Below are 12,804 nucleotides of genomic sequence, written 5' to 3'. Positions count from 1 at the left end.
GGCCAAAAACACGTTTGGTAACTCTTATTACAGCAATGTTGTGACCGTGATCACACAGGGTAAGAATACAGCACCTACATTGGATGCCATTACCAACAAAGACATCTGTACTACCGATTCCACGTTCACATTTGATCTTACCGGTATCACACCTGGCGCCGAAGCCTGGCAATTGGTTACCCTGGCAGTCACCAGCTCCGATGCCACCTTATTCGATGAGCTGTCCGTAACACCCGTAGTAAATGGTAAGGCCCAGCTTTCTTATAATGCTGCTAAAGGAGGTACTGCTATCATTACCGTCAGGGCACAGGACAATGGCGCCACCTTCAATGGAGGTAACGATACCTATACCCGCACCTTTACAATAGTGGTGAACCCCTCGTGGTGAATATTGCTTCGGATAAAGGCCTGGTAATTCCACGACTGGAAACTGCCCACCTTACCGCTTCCGGTGCAGATAATTATACCTGGACAGCAGCCCATGGTATTGTCAATGGTCGGCAATCATCCATACTTACAGTAAGGCCCACCATCAACACGCCTTACACAGTACTGGGTATCAACGACCGGGGTGTAAGGATACCGCTACCGTTACCATTCAATTACAGGGCAATTACAACCTCGATGTGGTAAATATCATAACACCCAATGCCGATGGTAAGAATGATCGCTGGGTGATCTGGAATATCAATGCTTTTCCCAATAACGAAGTGAGAGTAATAGATAGGGCCGGCCGGGTGGTATTTACACAGAAGAATTATATGAACGACTGGGAGGGCACATACAACGGCTCCCCATTGCCCGAAGGTGCTTACCTCTATACCATTAAACTGGGTCCAGGCATACCTTCTTCACAAGGCGTATTAACCATTATTCGCAACCGTAAATAAGCAATACAAATGAAACAACTATATAAACTCAGGCAAATCATCCGCACACTATCCATTGCCTTGACTGCGATCCTACTTGGTGGTAAAACAATGGCCCAGCAAAACCCCTTTGCCGCCAGCTATTTCCAAAACCAATACCTCGCCAATCCAGCCATGGTAGGCGGCGATAATAAAATAAAAGCTGGTGTGGGCTACCGCCGTCAATGGGCAGGCATATCCAATAGCCCCTATAGCTTGTACGCCACCGGCGAATACAGCAGCGGCAATAAAATAAACCTGGGCATTACCGTGTACAACGATAACGCAGGTCTGCTCAATACCAGTATGGCCATGGCTACCTATGCTTATTACCTGCCTGTAACCAACAACGGTGGACGGGTCCATCTGGGTATTTCTGCCGGAGCCATGAACCGTCGAATTGACTTGAAGAACTTCAATGGTGATCAAGGGGATGTACTACTTACAGAAGGAAATAATATCCGCTTCGACGGCAGCATTGGGGTGGCTTACACCGATAAGCAGATCACCGTGCAGGGGCCTTTCCCAATATCGTCACCTACTTTAGAAAGGAAAACGACAGCATCGTGAACAGACCTACTTTTTTGCAGCAGCCAGTTATAAATTCTCATTCAATGACGGAGATATTACTATAGAACCCAAAGTGGCCTTCCGGGGCATGAAGGGATCCGACAATATCATTGATGCCGGTGCCAATATAACACTGAAAATGATAAACCTGTTTGGCCTTTACCATACTTCCAAAAACATCACTGCGGGAGCAGGATTGAAGATTGCCGATAAACTGGTGGTGAGTGCCATGTATACCTCTGCGGGATCGGCCATGCGCCAGTACACCGATGGCAGTTTTGAAGTAGGACTTAACTTTTCACTAGGCGGGAAAGAAAAATAATGGTTAGTCTGTACTTGTCTAAGGGTGGGCCGCCCTCAAGGACGGCTCACCCTGGTCTAAAGAATTCAACAAAATATTGATCTTAATGAAAAGAAGTATAAACCTAATAGCCCTTATCCTTTTGACAATATCGCTGCTATCGGTGGCCTGTAAAAAAGTAGTGGAGACGGAACTCCACCACCAGTCAATCCCCGGCCGTGGATCCACCCGATGCGCCCATTAAAACCTGGCAGGAGCATTGGTTTGATCACAACCAATTGGTAAGCCGTGTGTATTATGATACCGTATTGGCCGTGTATTATGACAACGAGGTATCGAGAACCATTACCTGGCCTTTCACCTTCTTAAAAGAAGTGTGGTTGTACTCAATGCTACCTATGGCAAATTGTATAGCACCGATAAAAGGTTGTATGCCATTTATCATACCGGTAAATACGGAGGAGGCCACCCCGCTTACTATTATGATCCGGGGCACGACAACAAGAATGTAATTGATTGCGGTTCCAACGCCGGTAATGCCTGGCTGAGCGGTACTGGTAATGACTTAGATCTGTCGACCCATGAAATTGGCCATATCGTGGAAAGTACCACATTCGGGACCAGGGGTTCACCTGCCTTTAGCCTTTGGAAAGACAGTAAGTGGATGGAGATCTATATCTATGACGTGTACAAGGGCCTCAAGCGTGAGGCTGATGCTACCCGCTGGTTCAACCTGATGGTGAATACCTCCGATAACTTCCCGGCCCCCAATACCCAATGGTTCAAGAATTGGTTCTATCCCATTTATGATAAATATGGCGGCAATAAAGTATTGGCTAAATTCTTTTCCTTATTGGCTGCCCACTTTCCCAGGAATGGAGAGAGCCGTTATACCCGGGATATGAACTGGGGCGAGTTTGTGCATTTCTGGAGTGGGGCGGCAGGCGCCAGTTTAAAAGCGCAGGCCACTACAGCTTTTGGCTGGCCCGCAACCTGGGAAACACAATTCATTCAGGCAAAAAACGATTTCCCAGGAATAACCTATTAATAATATTCCCTCATCGCCTCAAGGCCTTAATCCATGGAATCAATAAGATCCACAAATCAGCGATTCATCAGCGGGATCCCCATAACCCCAGAATCAGTGATTGATCAGCGAATAATCAGCAAAATCAGGATAATCCATAAATCAACGATTGCAGTTTAGTTTGTATTAGAAAGAGTCCGTCACCCAGACAAATGCGCTCCTTTCCAGGGGTGCATTTTTGTTGCTGTAGGAGAGGCCTGCTATTATCCTTTCAGGCAGGTTTATAATCCTTTTACGCTGGCGTATTCTATAGTTTATACTCAATTTTGAGCGCTTATGAATACAATTACACCCATATTCCCCTGCCTGTCACTGGATGAGCTGATGGCCTTTTATCAATCCCTCGGATTTACCATCAGTTATTATCAGAAAAGCCCCAACCCCTATGCCGTGGTAGAGAAAGACTGGATCAGGTTCGACTTCTATGGCATTAAGCACCACGATCCCAAAAAGTCTATCATACCTGCTATATTACCTGCGAGGAAGTAGATGAGCTGTACGAACATTTTTCCAATGCCCTCCGGAAAAAAGCGGCAAACTTCCTACAAGAGGTTTGCCCAGGATCAGTGAAATAAGAGATAAACCCAATGTTGGCGTACGCGAATTTCAATTGGTCGACATTGCAGACACCTGTCTACGCTTTGGCAGGAAAATAAAGCTCCCGCCTAAACCGGCATCATAAAATAGACCTCCAAAGGTCCTAAAAAGCCAATGCCAGCCACAAATACCTAAAGGCTAAAAACTAATATCCAACGCCTCATCGTACATTTCCTAATGCCGGTTTCCAGCCTCCGGATCCTGACCTCCTGCCATCGCCTTCCCTTTTCCCCTTTGTTCTGTTCGCCAAAAACCCTTTCTTTGCACAGCAATTTGCCAAAGCTGGCAGTTTTCATCGTTAATTTTATATTATTTGCTCATGCTGCCCAAGTACAAACGCATCCTGTTAAAACTGAGTGGAGAATCATTGATGGGGGATAAAAGTTTCGGTATGGATCCCGCTGTACTCGATCATTATGCCCGCGATATCAAGGAAATTGTAGACCTGGGTGTACAGGTAGCTATTGTAATTGGCGGCGGTAATATCTACCGCGGCATGAATGAGGCTGAAACAGGCATAGAACGCGCTCATGGCGATTATATGGGCATGTTGGCCACCGTGATCAACGGAATGGCCATGCAGGCCATGCTGGAAAAAGTAGGTGTATATACCCGCCTCCAAAGCGCCATTAAAATGGAGCAGATCGCAGAGCCCTATATCCGTCGCCGGGCCATCCGCCACGTCGAAAAAGGCCGCGTTGTGATCTTCGGAGCTGGTACAGGCAACCCCTATTTTACCACCGATACCGCCGGTTCCCTCCGCGCTATCGAAATTGAAGCCGACGTTATTTTAAAAGGTACCCGGGTAGACGGGATCTATAATGCCGACCCCGAAAAAGACCCCACTGCCAAAAAGTACGATACCATCACCTTCCAGGAATGTATTTCCCAAAACCTGAGGGTTATGGACATGACGGCCTTCACCCTTTGCATGGAAAACAACCTTCCCATCATTGTTTTTGACATGAATACTGCCGGAAATCTCCGTAAAGTGGTCTGTGGCGAAAGAGTTGGAACCCTGGTAAAATCCTGATAACCAATTTAACAAAATTATTAGCCCCCACAGGCTTGTATATGTGGGTTTATCGCACTACTTTAACAGGGAAAATGCCCCTGACCCCGGCATTTTTACAACTCTCCCCACTGTTCATGTCCCTTGAAAGATGAGGTATCCCAGAAGGACCCGTGCGTAAAGGAAATTTCCGAACTGCTATGAACCTATTACACATTTTACTGGCTTCTAAAATAGCTATCGGTCTTACCGAGATGATTGTATTCATGCTGGTATCCCTGATCCTGGGATTTGCCATCCACTTTTACCTCACCCAGAAAAAAATAATGCCTTCTGTTTCTACTGAACCAGCCGTTCTGGCACCAGAACCCATTGGCGGATTGGACGAATGGCGCCTGAAATTTTATGAAGAAGTTGACCTGCGCGAACAATTGACCCGTGAACTGGAAGAAGCAAAAGAAAAAGAAGAGCTGCTGGAAATGGAAGTCGAAGACTTTAAAAAGAAATAGCACGCCTGGAAGCAGCCATACCCGGGAATGAAACATACGAAGAAGAACAAGATGAAAAGGTATCCGGCAATTTCATGTCCCAACTAAAACATGCTCAGGACAACCTGTTTGCCCATAACCAGGATATCAGCCGACTCCTCAGGCAGGTGGAAATGCTGAAGGAATCCGAACAAAAGTTTACAGAAGTCCAACAGTTGAATGAAATGTTGAGCCAGCAATTGCGTGATGCCCGTCGTGCGCTGATGGACAAAGAAGCCGAGCTGAAGCAGGTACGCCAACAACAAGTGTTGAGCAATGAGGTGAAAGGGCGCCTTGAAAAAGCTTATGAGGAATTTGGCGTACTGCAGGATCGCCTGCACAAAATTGAATCTTCTACCTCACCCCAGCACAAAGGTTTTGAATACGAAGAACTACAACAGGCTTATTTCAAGATCACCCGCGAGTTCGATGAACTTAAAATGAAGCAGGTGAATATGCTGGAAGAACACCAACGCCTGGCCCGCCTCCTGGCCGATACAGAAGATAAACTGCGTGAATCCAACTTCCAGCGTCAGCAATTGCTCAAAAAAGTAGGCTACCTGGAAGAACTGAATACCGACCTGCAGCAGGTGGCAGAGCACAATAAAAAGCTGGAAATACAACTCAAGCGCATTGGTGAAATAGAAATACTCCTTTCACGCCTCTCCAGTGAAAAAGACAAAGAAAAAGGTTGATAAGGCTGTCAATTGCTAACGCCTAAAGGCTAACAGCTAAAAGCCGTAATTTTGCCCTCTAATCAACCATAGCCATGTCATCTATTGCAGATATACGGAAGGATTACAAACTAAAAGCCTTTACAGAAACCGACGCTAAAAAACATCCCATTGAGCAATTTACCCAATGGTGGGAGGAAGCCCTGGCCGCTGAAATTGATGAGGTAAATGCCATGACCCTGGCTACCGCTTCTACCACTGGTGTGCCCGATGCGCGTATAGTGTTGCTAAAGGATTATGATATGCAGGGGTTTGTATTTTTCACCAATTATTCCAGTGCCAAAGGGCAACAGTTAGAGGCCAATCCACAGGCCAGCCTGGTATTTTTTGGAAGGAATTGGAACGCCAGGTTCGCATCAGCGGCCGGGTTGAAAGAGTAAGTGAGGAAGAAAGCGACCAGTATTACAATAGCCGCCCGGAAGGTAGCCGTATCGGCGCCTGGGTATCACCCCAAAGCCAGGTCATTGAAAACCGGGAATGGCTGGATGAACAAGACCTTAAATTCAGGGAAGTATTCCACTCAAAACCCATATTACGCCCGCCACATTGGGGCGGTTACCGCATAAAGCCACTGCGCATTGAGTTCTGGCAGGGCCGTTCCAACCGCTTGCACGACCGTCTGTATTATACCGTAAACCAGCAGGGAAACTGGATCATGGAAAGGCTGGCACCTTAATACCGGGTTCATTAGCGATCAGTAAAAGCTTACTGATAATCATTGATCTGGGCCCTCTACCGGCTGTATGCCAGCTAGGAGGAGGGTTGAGGAGTTGAAAGGTTGATAAGTCAAAACGGAACCCCGTTCCAACCTATTAACCCATCAACGTATCAACTATTTGCTTTCTTTCTTGGGAGCTGCTTTCTTGGTTCTTGCAGGTCGGCTTTTGCCAAAAGAACCCTTGAAAGTTTTTCCTTTTTGGTTTTTTTATCACCTCTGCCCATGTTACTATGCTTTTAATTGAGTAAAAATAGAGTGCAAAAATACTACTTCGCCCAGGTTGAACAAAAGCAAATTTTACTGTATTCCCTTACCGCTTGATTGCCCCTTTCACCAATGGGCAAAAAAAAGCTCCGGTACCAGTTGCCCATTTGCTATGAGCTTTGTAACGGAGCTTTCCATGCAGTGGATGCAGCAATTATAATTTAGCTTGCAATTCTTTACCTGCCTTAAACCGGGCAACTTTTTTTCGCTTTGATCTTGATAACAGCGCCGGTTTGAGGGTTGCGGCCGTTACGAGCAGCTCTTTTGGAAACAGAGAATGTACCGAAACCAACCAGGGTTACTTTACCACCACCTTTCAGGGTCTTAGTAACTGCTTCTACAAAAGAATCCAAAGCGGCATTTGCCTGTGTCTTAGTGATACCAGCGTCATCTGCAAGCTTTGCGATTAATTCAGCTTTGTTCATAGTGTAATGTTTTAAAAATTTAAGCAGGACAAATTTAGACGTTTTGTCAATGAAACAAAATTTTTATCTCCTAAAATTAACATTTGCTAAATTGCTATAATCCGCTTGGGGCAAGGATTATAGAACATGTCAACAGTTTTGATGATACACCTGTTTTTAAGGTGTATTGTGAAATGCAGTGCCAGCCTGTGTTTCACGCCTGATAAGCTGAAATGCGGGCCCCGCAAGGGTTTGCGGGGAATATACAATAATTTCCTACTCAGCCTAATTAAAAAAATATTATCCACACTCAGTGTAAAACCTCCATTAAGCTGCTGAATGAGATACAATACGCGCCCCATTTACTATGCCCTGCTGCTTGTAAAGCAGGCTCATGGTTTTCCCTATAGCGTAAATAGTCGTCCTTGCTTTCGGAAAAGTACTGCACTGCATAGGTAGGCCCTTCCGTTTCATCTGTTTCCAGCACACGCACCAGTTGAAATTTCCTAAAACACCCCGTTTCTATAATGGCAGGAATGCGTTCCTGTTGCATCCATTGTACCCACGCTTCATGAATACTCCAGTGTACATAGGTGGTAACATTGTATATATACATGTTGAACCATTATTATTTTAATTCCAGGAATACCGGGCAATGATCACTATGCATTACATCAGGGTAAATTTCAGCGCCCTTTAAACGTTTACGCAGCGGTTCTGTTGCATTGATATAGTCAATTCTCCAACCTTTATTTTGCAGGCGTACAGAAGGAAAACGTTGACTCCACCAGCTATACCGCTGTGGTTCTGGATGCAGCTCACGAAAAGTATCTATCCAACCGCTACCGATAAACTTATCCATCCAAGCCCGCTCCTCTGGTAAAAAGCCCGATGAGTTCTTGTTGCCTTTGGGGTCATGAATGTCTATTTCCTTATGTGCGATATTGTAATCCCCACAAAGGATCAACTTCGGATGCTTTACCCTTAGGTCATTTAAATAGACAAAAACTCATCCAGCCATTGGTATTTGTAAGTCTGGCGTTCGTCGCCTGAAGTACCCGATGGGAAATAAGCATTGATCAATCGGATATCACCAAAGTCCAGTTGAATTACACGCCCTTCATCATCACTTACCTGGTGCCCCGTACCATACACTATGTTGTCGGGTTTTATTTTGGTGAATACCGCCACGCCGCTATATCCTTTTTCTGGGCACTGAACCAGTAATCGTGATAATTGAGGTTGGTGAATTGCTTGTGGTCTACATTGTCCCTGTGTGCTTTCGTTTCCTGGAGGCAGATGATATCGGCCGGATCTGTTTTCAGCCAGTCGATAAGCCCCTTGTTCATGGCCGCACGGATGCCATTTACATTATAGCTGAGGATACGCATGATTATTTATTTTTACATTTGGAAAGCAATTTACAGTATTGATATGGAAGCTACATCAGTTAAGACCAGTATTAAGCCGATCATTCCGCCCAAAGAGCATGTGTACCTGGATGGTCCCAAGCCCCGTACCTATGAATTGTCCTTTGCGTGGAGAGTATTTACCCAATTTATCAAGGGGTTCCGGAACTTCCATTTCCTGGGGCCTTGTATTACCGTATTTGGGTCGGCCCGCTTTAAAGAAGACCATCCCTATTATGAAAAGGCAAGGGAATTTGGCCAGCGGATTGCCGAAACAGGGTTTACCACCATGACCGGCGGGGGCCCGGGTATTATGGAAGCTGCCAACCGGGGGCTTATGAAAATGGCGGCAACTCTGTAGGCTGTAATATCCGCCTTCCTTTTGAACAACAAGCAAACCCCTGGCTTCATAAATCCATCACTTTTGAGTACTTCTTTGTGCGTAAAGTGGTCATGGTAAAATATTCCTATGCTTTTGTGATCATGCCCGGTGGATTTGGCACCCTCGATGAGTTTTTTGAAACCCTTACCCTCGTACAAACCAAAACCATCACCCAATTCCCCATCGTATTGTATGGAAAGGAGTACCACCGGGAATTATGGGACTACCTGGAGTATATGGCCACCCAGGGTACCATTGCCCGGGAAGACCTGAACCTGGTTTTATTGACCGATAGCGTAGAGGATGCCATGCAACATATCCATACTTACATTCAGAAGAATTACCAAATAAAACCCACCAAACGCCGTTGGTGGCTGTTTGAGAAGAAGTAATAACGTCAACCGATGCAAGCGGCTCGCAGCTCGTAGCTCAAAGCTCGCTGCTCATCCTTTCATATTCAGCCGCTGCTGAAACCCTTCCTGGTAAGTTTCGCCAATAGGAATATAGTTGCCGTCAATGACAATGCGGTTGCGTTCAATGAACTGGATCTTATCCAAAGCCACCAGGTAGGATTTGTGTACCCTGATAAATTGACTATCGGGTAATTGCTCCTGGAAACTTCTCATACTTTGTAGCGTAAGTATTTTTTGCCTGCTGTGGTATAAATGGCTACATAATCACGCAGCCCCTCCATATATAGGATGGCTGTCAGGTCTATCTTCTGGATCTTATATTCCGTTTTCACGAAAATATAGCTGGGCGCAACCGTTGTGATAGGAGGTGTTTGAATAATGAGGGCCGGCTCCGTGGTCATTCTTTCACGGGCTTTGTGTGCGGCTACCAGGAAACGGTCAAAAGTTACCGGTTTCAGCAGATAATCGATCACATCAAATTCATAGCCATCCAATGCATAATCTGTATAAGCAGTAGTTACAATCACTTTACATTTATGCCCTATGATCTTCATCAACTGTAAGCCGGTCAATTCCGGCATCTGGATATCAAGAAACAACAGGTCTACCGCACCCTGTTGTACCCATTCAATGGCTTTCATGGGATTGGTAGTTTGCTCCTTCAATTGCAAAAAGGCGTTTTTGCACATAGTCTGCCATCAGCTTCAAAGCCAGTGGTTCATCGTCCACAACTACACACGATATCGTTTTTACAGTTGTCATTTCCTGATCTCCAATTCAACTTCAAATATATCTTTTGTTTGCTGTACCCGCAGCGTATGCCGTCCCGGATACAACAATTCCAGCCTCCTTTGCACATTTTCCAGCCCAATGCCGCCGCTCGTATCCTTTTGATGATTACCTACTACATTGGTGATCCCAAAGCGGATCACTGCTTCATCTGCGTACACCTTCATCCCTACCTCATTCCCGTTTTTGGTATCTCCATGCTTGAATGCGTTTTCCACGAAGGGGATCAACAGCAGTGGAGGGATACTTGCCTTACCGGGATTACCAGTCAAATCCAGCTTCACCGGTAATGGATGGTCAAACCGCATTTGCTGCAGCTCCATGTATTTATGAATATAATCCAGCTCTTTTGAAGCGGTACTTTCTCATTGGAATCATAAAGCATATAGCGCAACAGGTCTGATAATTTGGCGATGGCTGTCAGCGATTGATCACTCTGGTGATATACCAGCGAATAAATATTATTGAGGCTATTGAACAGGAAATGCGGGTTGATCTGTGAACGCAGGAACGATAATTCCGTTTGCTTATTGACCAGCTGCAACTGAGATTCCCGTAGCTGGTGCTCCCGCCCCGCTGTACAAAAAAGTATACAATCCCAAATGCTGAATACAGGACAGCGAAGTAAGTATTGTCGAGGTAATAATACAGCAGCGATACACCTGCCCGGTAATTCCGGAATTCAAAGAGAGCAGGATAGGCTAATTCTTCTACAGCATAGCGGATGGAGATAATGACAACCATGCCGACGATCCAATACATTACAGCCAGCCTTTTGCTCTTTCCGAATACCTTTTGAAATATCAAATAGGATGCGATCGGATATAGGAGAAAGATAAAATAGCCTCCAATAGTAAGCGTTCGGTCCTGGGCACTCTCCAGCCAAAAAAAAAAGCGTTTTCCCCCTTACCCAATTAGAAACGCCCTCCGCACCCTGTCGGAGCAGCTCAAATACCGTATAAAACAGCATGATCTTCAACAAATGCTTACGCATACCCAAATCTATTACAGGTAAACATATTATTTTTTGCTGATAAACCTACTCCCGTCTTTTATCTGCCAAACCCTCCTTTTCATCTTCCAAAACCAGAAGCGTGTGCTTATGACACTTGCAGACAGAACCCCCTGGTTAGCAGATCAGAAACTTAGCCGAGTAAGGAGACTGCTTACTTTGTTGAAAATAATCGCCATGAAATTGCTACATGTACTATTCTTCATTATTATTTGCGGCTATCAGGCCAATACCCAAACCGTTAATTGGAAAAAACTAAACCAACTGGACCCTGATAAAATACTCATTGATCCCGCCAATCTTCCCACAAAGGCCCTCTTGCTTGGGTCGTTCCATTTTAGCTACCCCAATCTTGACGGCCACAAAACAGACTCGTCTAAAATGATGGATGTGTTGTCGCCCCGTAGACAAAAGGAGATCCGGCAACTGGTAGATGTACTCGCATCCTTTAAGCCTACCCGTATTTATGTTGAATCCGTAGCCAGCGCTATACTGATTCTATTTACAATGCTTACCGCCAGGGAAGCTATACACTGGGCCGGGATGAGAGAGACCAGCTTGCTTTCCGCCTGGCCAAAGAACTGAATCATCCCAAATTGTATGCGGTGGATGCCAATGCTTTTGCCAATGAAAATTATAAGAAATACAAATTCATTGACAGCATGTGGAACAGCGACACACCGGTCAATGCTGACCGGGACAAATCCTTTACTAAAAGGTATATGCGTTTTTATGATCTGAGCGATTCTGTGGAATTGTCGAATACCCTCCTGGAAAGCTTCCTCCTCATGGCCGATCCTCATGTCCTGCGCCGTATGCATGGGCATTACCTGGCGGGTGGGTTCAATACCACCAACAACAGCGGACCCGATATCCAGGCATTGGGCTGGTACGACCGTAACCTGCGTATCTTCAATAAGATATTGCAAACAAAACCCAGTCCCGAAGATCGCATAATGGTGCTCTTTGGCAATGGACATATGCCCATCCTGAAGCATTGTTTTGAAGCTTCTCCCGAATTTGAAGTAGTGGAATTGAAATCCCTGGCCCTGAAGATGCAAGCTGCTGGTAAATTAAAATAAGCGTTGATAGCTGAAAGTTGTTGCCGGTAAAATGAAAAGAGTATAAATTAGTTGTAATAAACGCCCCCAAATGGAACAAAACCCCAACAACCCGAAAAAGCACCCGAATCAACGCCACAGCAAGAGAACCTGCTGGAAGACATGTACGATTACAATTCCATGGAAGGATATGATAAGCCTGTGCGCAATGCCCGTATCCTGCTGTTTGTAATTGCGGCGCTCCAATTGGTTCCCATCTTTCTGATCCCGCCCATGGACGACCTTGCGAAATACATTACTATCGGTATTTATGTCTTCTTCGCCGGCGTCTTTGCTGCACTGGCGCTTTGGACCAAAAGAAAACCCTATACAGCGATCATTACCGCCCTCTGTGTTTATACAGGCATTATTTTATTGGCGGCCTACTTCCAGCCTTCCAGCATTTTCCAGGGGTTGATTCTAAAGGTCGTCGTGTATGTGATGTTGATCGTGGGATTGAGAAATGCAAAAGATGTGCAGGAGTGGCTTGATACTAAAAATAAAAGATAGAGTGAATGATGCTCAAATAAAAAGCTGCCGGATCAACAGGTCCGGCAGCTTTTGTAAATATAGCTAT

General features: G+C 45.4%; 25 protein-coding genes and 1 pseudogene. 17 read left to right on the top strand and 9 right to left on the bottom strand.

The annotated features are described in order from the left end of the window. Window positions 1–40: 40 nt before the first annotated feature. The 12 genes and pseudogenes from RS881_RS55225 (at window position 41) to pdxH (ending at window position 6,412) form a co-directional block, all read left to right on the top strand. Window positions 41–388 (top strand): hypothetical protein, encoded by a 348-nt coding sequence (locus tag RS881_RS55225; RefSeq protein WP_315818579.1) that lies wholly within the window; start codon window positions 41–43, stop codon window positions 386–388. Next, on the top strand, window positions 382–633 hold the full coding sequence (locus RS881_RS55220) for a hypothetical protein (RefSeq protein WP_315818578.1): 252 nt from the start codon (window positions 382–384) through the stop codon (window positions 631–633). The genes RS881_RS55225 and RS881_RS55220 overlap by 7 nt, the downstream gene beginning before the upstream one ends. Then, complete coding sequence (locus RS881_RS55215) at window positions 627–890, top strand: T9SS type B sorting domain-containing protein (protein ID WP_315818577.1); 264 nt, start codon at window positions 627–629, stop codon at window positions 888–890. Before RS881_RS55220 ends, RS881_RS55215 begins: the two co-directional genes overlap by 7 nt. A 9-nt stretch (window positions 891–899) precedes the next feature. After that, window positions 900–1,478, top strand: coding sequence for a PorP/SprF family type IX secretion system membrane protein (locus tag RS881_RS55210; protein WP_315818576.1), 579 nt, complete (start codon window positions 900–902; stop codon window positions 1,476–1,478). Between the two features lie 55 nt (window positions 1,479–1,533). After that, complete coding sequence (locus tag RS881_RS55205; protein ID WP_315824935.1) at window positions 1,534–1,800, top strand: type IX secretion system membrane protein PorP/SprF; 267 nt, start codon at window positions 1,534–1,536, stop codon at window positions 1,798–1,800. Between the two features lie 355 nt (window positions 1,801–2,155). Next, window positions 2,156–2,827 (top strand): hypothetical protein, encoded by a 672-nt coding sequence (locus RS881_RS55200; RefSeq protein WP_315818575.1) that lies wholly within the window; start codon window positions 2,156–2,158, stop codon window positions 2,825–2,827. Between the two features lie 315 nt (window positions 2,828–3,142). Further along, window positions 3,143–3,355 (top strand): DUF8817 family protein, encoded by a 213-nt coding sequence (locus RS881_RS55195; protein ID WP_315818574.1) that lies wholly within the window; start codon window positions 3,143–3,145, stop codon window positions 3,353–3,355. A 64-nt stretch (window positions 3,356–3,419) separates the two neighbouring features. Next, the gene (locus tag RS881_RS62730; protein WP_527250368.1) at window positions 3,420–3,548 is read left to right on the top strand and encodes a hypothetical protein; all 129 of its coding nucleotides are present in this window, start codon (window positions 3,420–3,422) and stop codon (window positions 3,546–3,548) included. A gap of 234 nt (window positions 3,549–3,782) precedes the next feature. Beyond that, window positions 3,783–4,496, top strand: coding sequence for a UMP kinase (gene pyrH / locus RS881_RS55190; protein ID WP_315818573.1), 714 nt, complete (start codon window positions 3,783–3,785; stop codon window positions 4,494–4,496). A 179-nt stretch (window positions 4,497–4,675) separates the two neighbouring features. After that, the gene (locus RS881_RS55185; RefSeq protein ID WP_315818572.1) at window positions 4,676–4,984 is read left to right on the top strand and encodes a hypothetical protein; all 309 of its coding nucleotides are present in this window, start codon (window positions 4,676–4,678) and stop codon (window positions 4,982–4,984) included. A gap of 74 nt (window positions 4,985–5,058) precedes the next feature. Continuing rightward, on the top strand, window positions 5,059–5,697 hold the full coding sequence (locus tag RS881_RS55180; protein WP_315818571.1) for a hypothetical protein: 639 nt from the start codon (window positions 5,059–5,061) through the stop codon (window positions 5,695–5,697). Between the two features lie 74 nt (window positions 5,698–5,771). Beyond that, window positions 5,772–6,412 (top strand): annotated as a pseudogene (gene pdxH / locus RS881_RS62470) (pyridoxamine 5'-phosphate oxidase). Window positions 6,413–6,903: 491 nt separating this feature from the next. Here pdxH and RS881_RS55165 read toward each other — a convergent pair. The 5 genes from RS881_RS55165 to RS881_RS55145 form a co-directional block, all read right to left on the bottom strand. After that, a complete protein-coding gene (locus RS881_RS55165; RefSeq protein ID WP_425476330.1) occupies window positions 6,904–7,143 on the bottom strand; it encodes an HU family DNA-binding protein in 240 nt (79 codons plus the stop codon). 289 nt (window positions 7,144–7,432) lie between these two features. Beyond that, window positions 7,433–7,738, bottom strand: coding sequence for a DUF4286 family protein (locus RS881_RS55160; RefSeq protein ID WP_315818568.1), 306 nt, complete (start codon window positions 7,736–7,738; stop codon window positions 7,433–7,435). 12 nt (window positions 7,739–7,750) lie between these two features. Further along, window positions 7,751–8,089, bottom strand: a complete 339-nt coding sequence (locus RS881_RS55155; RefSeq protein ID WP_315818567.1) for an exodeoxyribonuclease III — start codon at window positions 8,087–8,089, stop codon at window positions 7,751–7,753. A gap of 26 nt (window positions 8,090–8,115) precedes the next feature. After that, a complete protein-coding gene (locus tag RS881_RS55150) occupies window positions 8,116–8,313 on the bottom strand; it encodes a hypothetical protein (protein WP_315818566.1) in 198 nt (65 codons plus the stop codon). Then, the gene (locus RS881_RS55145; protein ID WP_315818565.1) at window positions 8,292–8,513 is read right to left on the bottom strand and encodes an endonuclease/exonuclease/phosphatase family protein; all 222 of its coding nucleotides are present in this window, start codon (window positions 8,511–8,513) and stop codon (window positions 8,292–8,294) included. Before RS881_RS55145 ends, RS881_RS55150 begins: the two co-directional genes overlap by 22 nt. 43 nt (window positions 8,514–8,556) lie before the next feature. Between RS881_RS55145 and RS881_RS55140 the strand changes: the two genes are divergently transcribed. Then, window positions 8,557–8,892, top strand: coding sequence for an SLOG cluster 4 domain-containing protein (locus RS881_RS55140; RefSeq protein WP_315818564.1), 336 nt, complete (start codon window positions 8,557–8,559; stop codon window positions 8,890–8,892). Further along, window positions 8,784–9,305 carry an LOG family protein gene (locus RS881_RS55135; RefSeq protein WP_315824934.1) on the top strand — a complete coding sequence of 174 codons (522 nt, stop codon included), beginning with the start codon at window positions 8,784–8,786 and terminating at the stop codon, window positions 9,303–9,305. Before RS881_RS55140 ends, RS881_RS55135 begins: the two co-directional genes overlap by 109 nt. A 51-nt stretch (window positions 9,306–9,356) precedes the next feature. On the opposite strand, the gene RS881_RS55130 is transcribed toward RS881_RS55135, so the two are convergent. The 4 genes from RS881_RS55130 to RS881_RS55115 form a co-directional block, all read right to left on the bottom strand. Continuing rightward, window positions 9,357–9,539 carry a LytTR family transcriptional regulator DNA-binding domain-containing protein gene (locus tag RS881_RS55130; RefSeq protein WP_315818563.1) on the bottom strand — a complete coding sequence of 61 codons (183 nt, stop codon included), beginning with the start codon at window positions 9,537–9,539 and terminating at the stop codon, window positions 9,357–9,359. After that, window positions 9,536–9,997 carry a LytR/AlgR family response regulator transcription factor gene (locus tag RS881_RS55125; protein ID WP_315818562.1) on the bottom strand — a complete coding sequence of 154 codons (462 nt, stop codon included), beginning with the start codon at window positions 9,995–9,997 and terminating at the stop codon, window positions 9,536–9,538. The genes RS881_RS55130 and RS881_RS55125 overlap by 4 nt, the downstream gene beginning before the upstream one ends. 87 nt (window positions 9,998–10,084) lie before the next feature. Next, window positions 10,085–10,438, bottom strand: a complete 354-nt coding sequence (locus RS881_RS55120) for a LytS family sensor histidine kinase (protein ID WP_315818561.1) — start codon at window positions 10,436–10,438, stop codon at window positions 10,085–10,087. Further along, window positions 10,396–10,659, bottom strand: a complete 264-nt coding sequence (locus RS881_RS55115) for a histidine kinase (protein WP_315818560.1) — start codon at window positions 10,657–10,659, stop codon at window positions 10,396–10,398. Before RS881_RS55115 ends, RS881_RS55120 begins: the two co-directional genes overlap by 43 nt. A gap of 645 nt (window positions 10,660–11,304) precedes the next feature. Here RS881_RS55115 and RS881_RS55110 point away from each other — a divergent pair. The 3 genes from RS881_RS55110 (at window position 11,305) to RS881_RS55100 (ending at window position 12,737) form a co-directional block, all read left to right on the top strand. Beyond that, window positions 11,305–11,712 (top strand): hypothetical protein, encoded by a 408-nt coding sequence (locus RS881_RS55110; RefSeq protein ID WP_315818559.1) that lies wholly within the window; start codon window positions 11,305–11,307, stop codon window positions 11,710–11,712. Beyond that, the gene (locus RS881_RS55105; RefSeq protein ID WP_315824933.1) at window positions 11,601–12,209 is read left to right on the top strand and encodes a DUF5694 domain-containing protein; all 609 of its coding nucleotides are present in this window, start codon (window positions 11,601–11,603) and stop codon (window positions 12,207–12,209) included. Before RS881_RS55110 ends, RS881_RS55105 begins: the two co-directional genes overlap by 112 nt. 141 nt (window positions 12,210–12,350) lie before the next feature. Beyond that, on the top strand, window positions 12,351–12,737 hold the full coding sequence (locus RS881_RS55100; RefSeq protein ID WP_315818558.1) for a hypothetical protein: 387 nt from the start codon (window positions 12,351–12,353) through the stop codon (window positions 12,735–12,737). Window positions 12,738–12,804: the final 67 nt, after the last annotated feature.

The sequence above is a fragment of the Paraflavitalea speifideaquila genome (assembly GCF_032395985.1).
GTDB lineage: Bacteria > Bacteroidota > Bacteroidia > Chitinophagales > Chitinophagaceae > Paraflavitalea > Paraflavitalea speifideaquila.
This window is presented reverse-complemented; position numbering and strand designations above follow the sequence as displayed.

Coding starts and splice junctions, on each gene's coding strand:
- RS881_RS55210 (WP_315818576.1), top strand. CDS start 900: ATGAAACAACTATATAAACTCAGGCAAATCATCCGCACACTATCCATT.
- RS881_RS55195 (WP_315818574.1), top strand. CDS start 3,143: ATGAATACAATTACACCCATATTCCCCTGCCTGTCACTGGATGAGCTG.
- pyrH (WP_315818573.1), top strand. CDS start 3,783: ATGCTGCCCAAGTACAAACGCATCCTGTTAAAACTGAGTGGAGAATCA.
- RS881_RS55185 (WP_315818572.1), top strand. CDS start 4,676: ATGAACCTATTACACATTTTACTGGCTTCTAAAATAGCTATCGGTCTT.
- RS881_RS55180 (WP_315818571.1), top strand. CDS start 5,059: ATGTCCCAACTAAAACATGCTCAGGACAACCTGTTTGCCCATAACCAG.
- RS881_RS55165 (WP_425476330.1), bottom strand. CDS start 7,143: ATGAACAAAGCTGAATTAATCGCAAAGCTTGCAGATGACGCTGGTATC.
- RS881_RS55160 (WP_315818568.1), bottom strand. CDS start 7,738: ATGTATATATACAATGTTACCACCTATGTACACTGGAGTATTCATGAA.
- RS881_RS55145 (WP_315818565.1), bottom strand. CDS start 8,513: ATGCGTATCCTCAGCTATAATGTAAATGGCATCCGTGCGGCCATGAAC.
- RS881_RS55140 (WP_315818564.1), top strand. CDS start 8,557: ATGGAAGCTACATCAGTTAAGACCAGTATTAAGCCGATCATTCCGCCC.
- RS881_RS55130 (WP_315818563.1), bottom strand. CDS start 9,539: ATGAGAAGTTTCCAGGAGCAATTACCCGATAGTCAATTTATCAGGGTA.
- RS881_RS55120 (WP_315818561.1), bottom strand. CDS start 10,438: ATGGAGCTGCAGCAAATGCGGTTTGACCATCCATTACCGGTGAAGCTG.
- RS881_RS55110 (WP_315818559.1), top strand. CDS start 11,305: ATGAAATTGCTACATGTACTATTCTTCATTATTATTTGCGGCTATCAG.
- RS881_RS55100 (WP_315818558.1), top strand. CDS start 12,351: ATGTACGATTACAATTCCATGGAAGGATATGATAAGCCTGTGCGCAAT.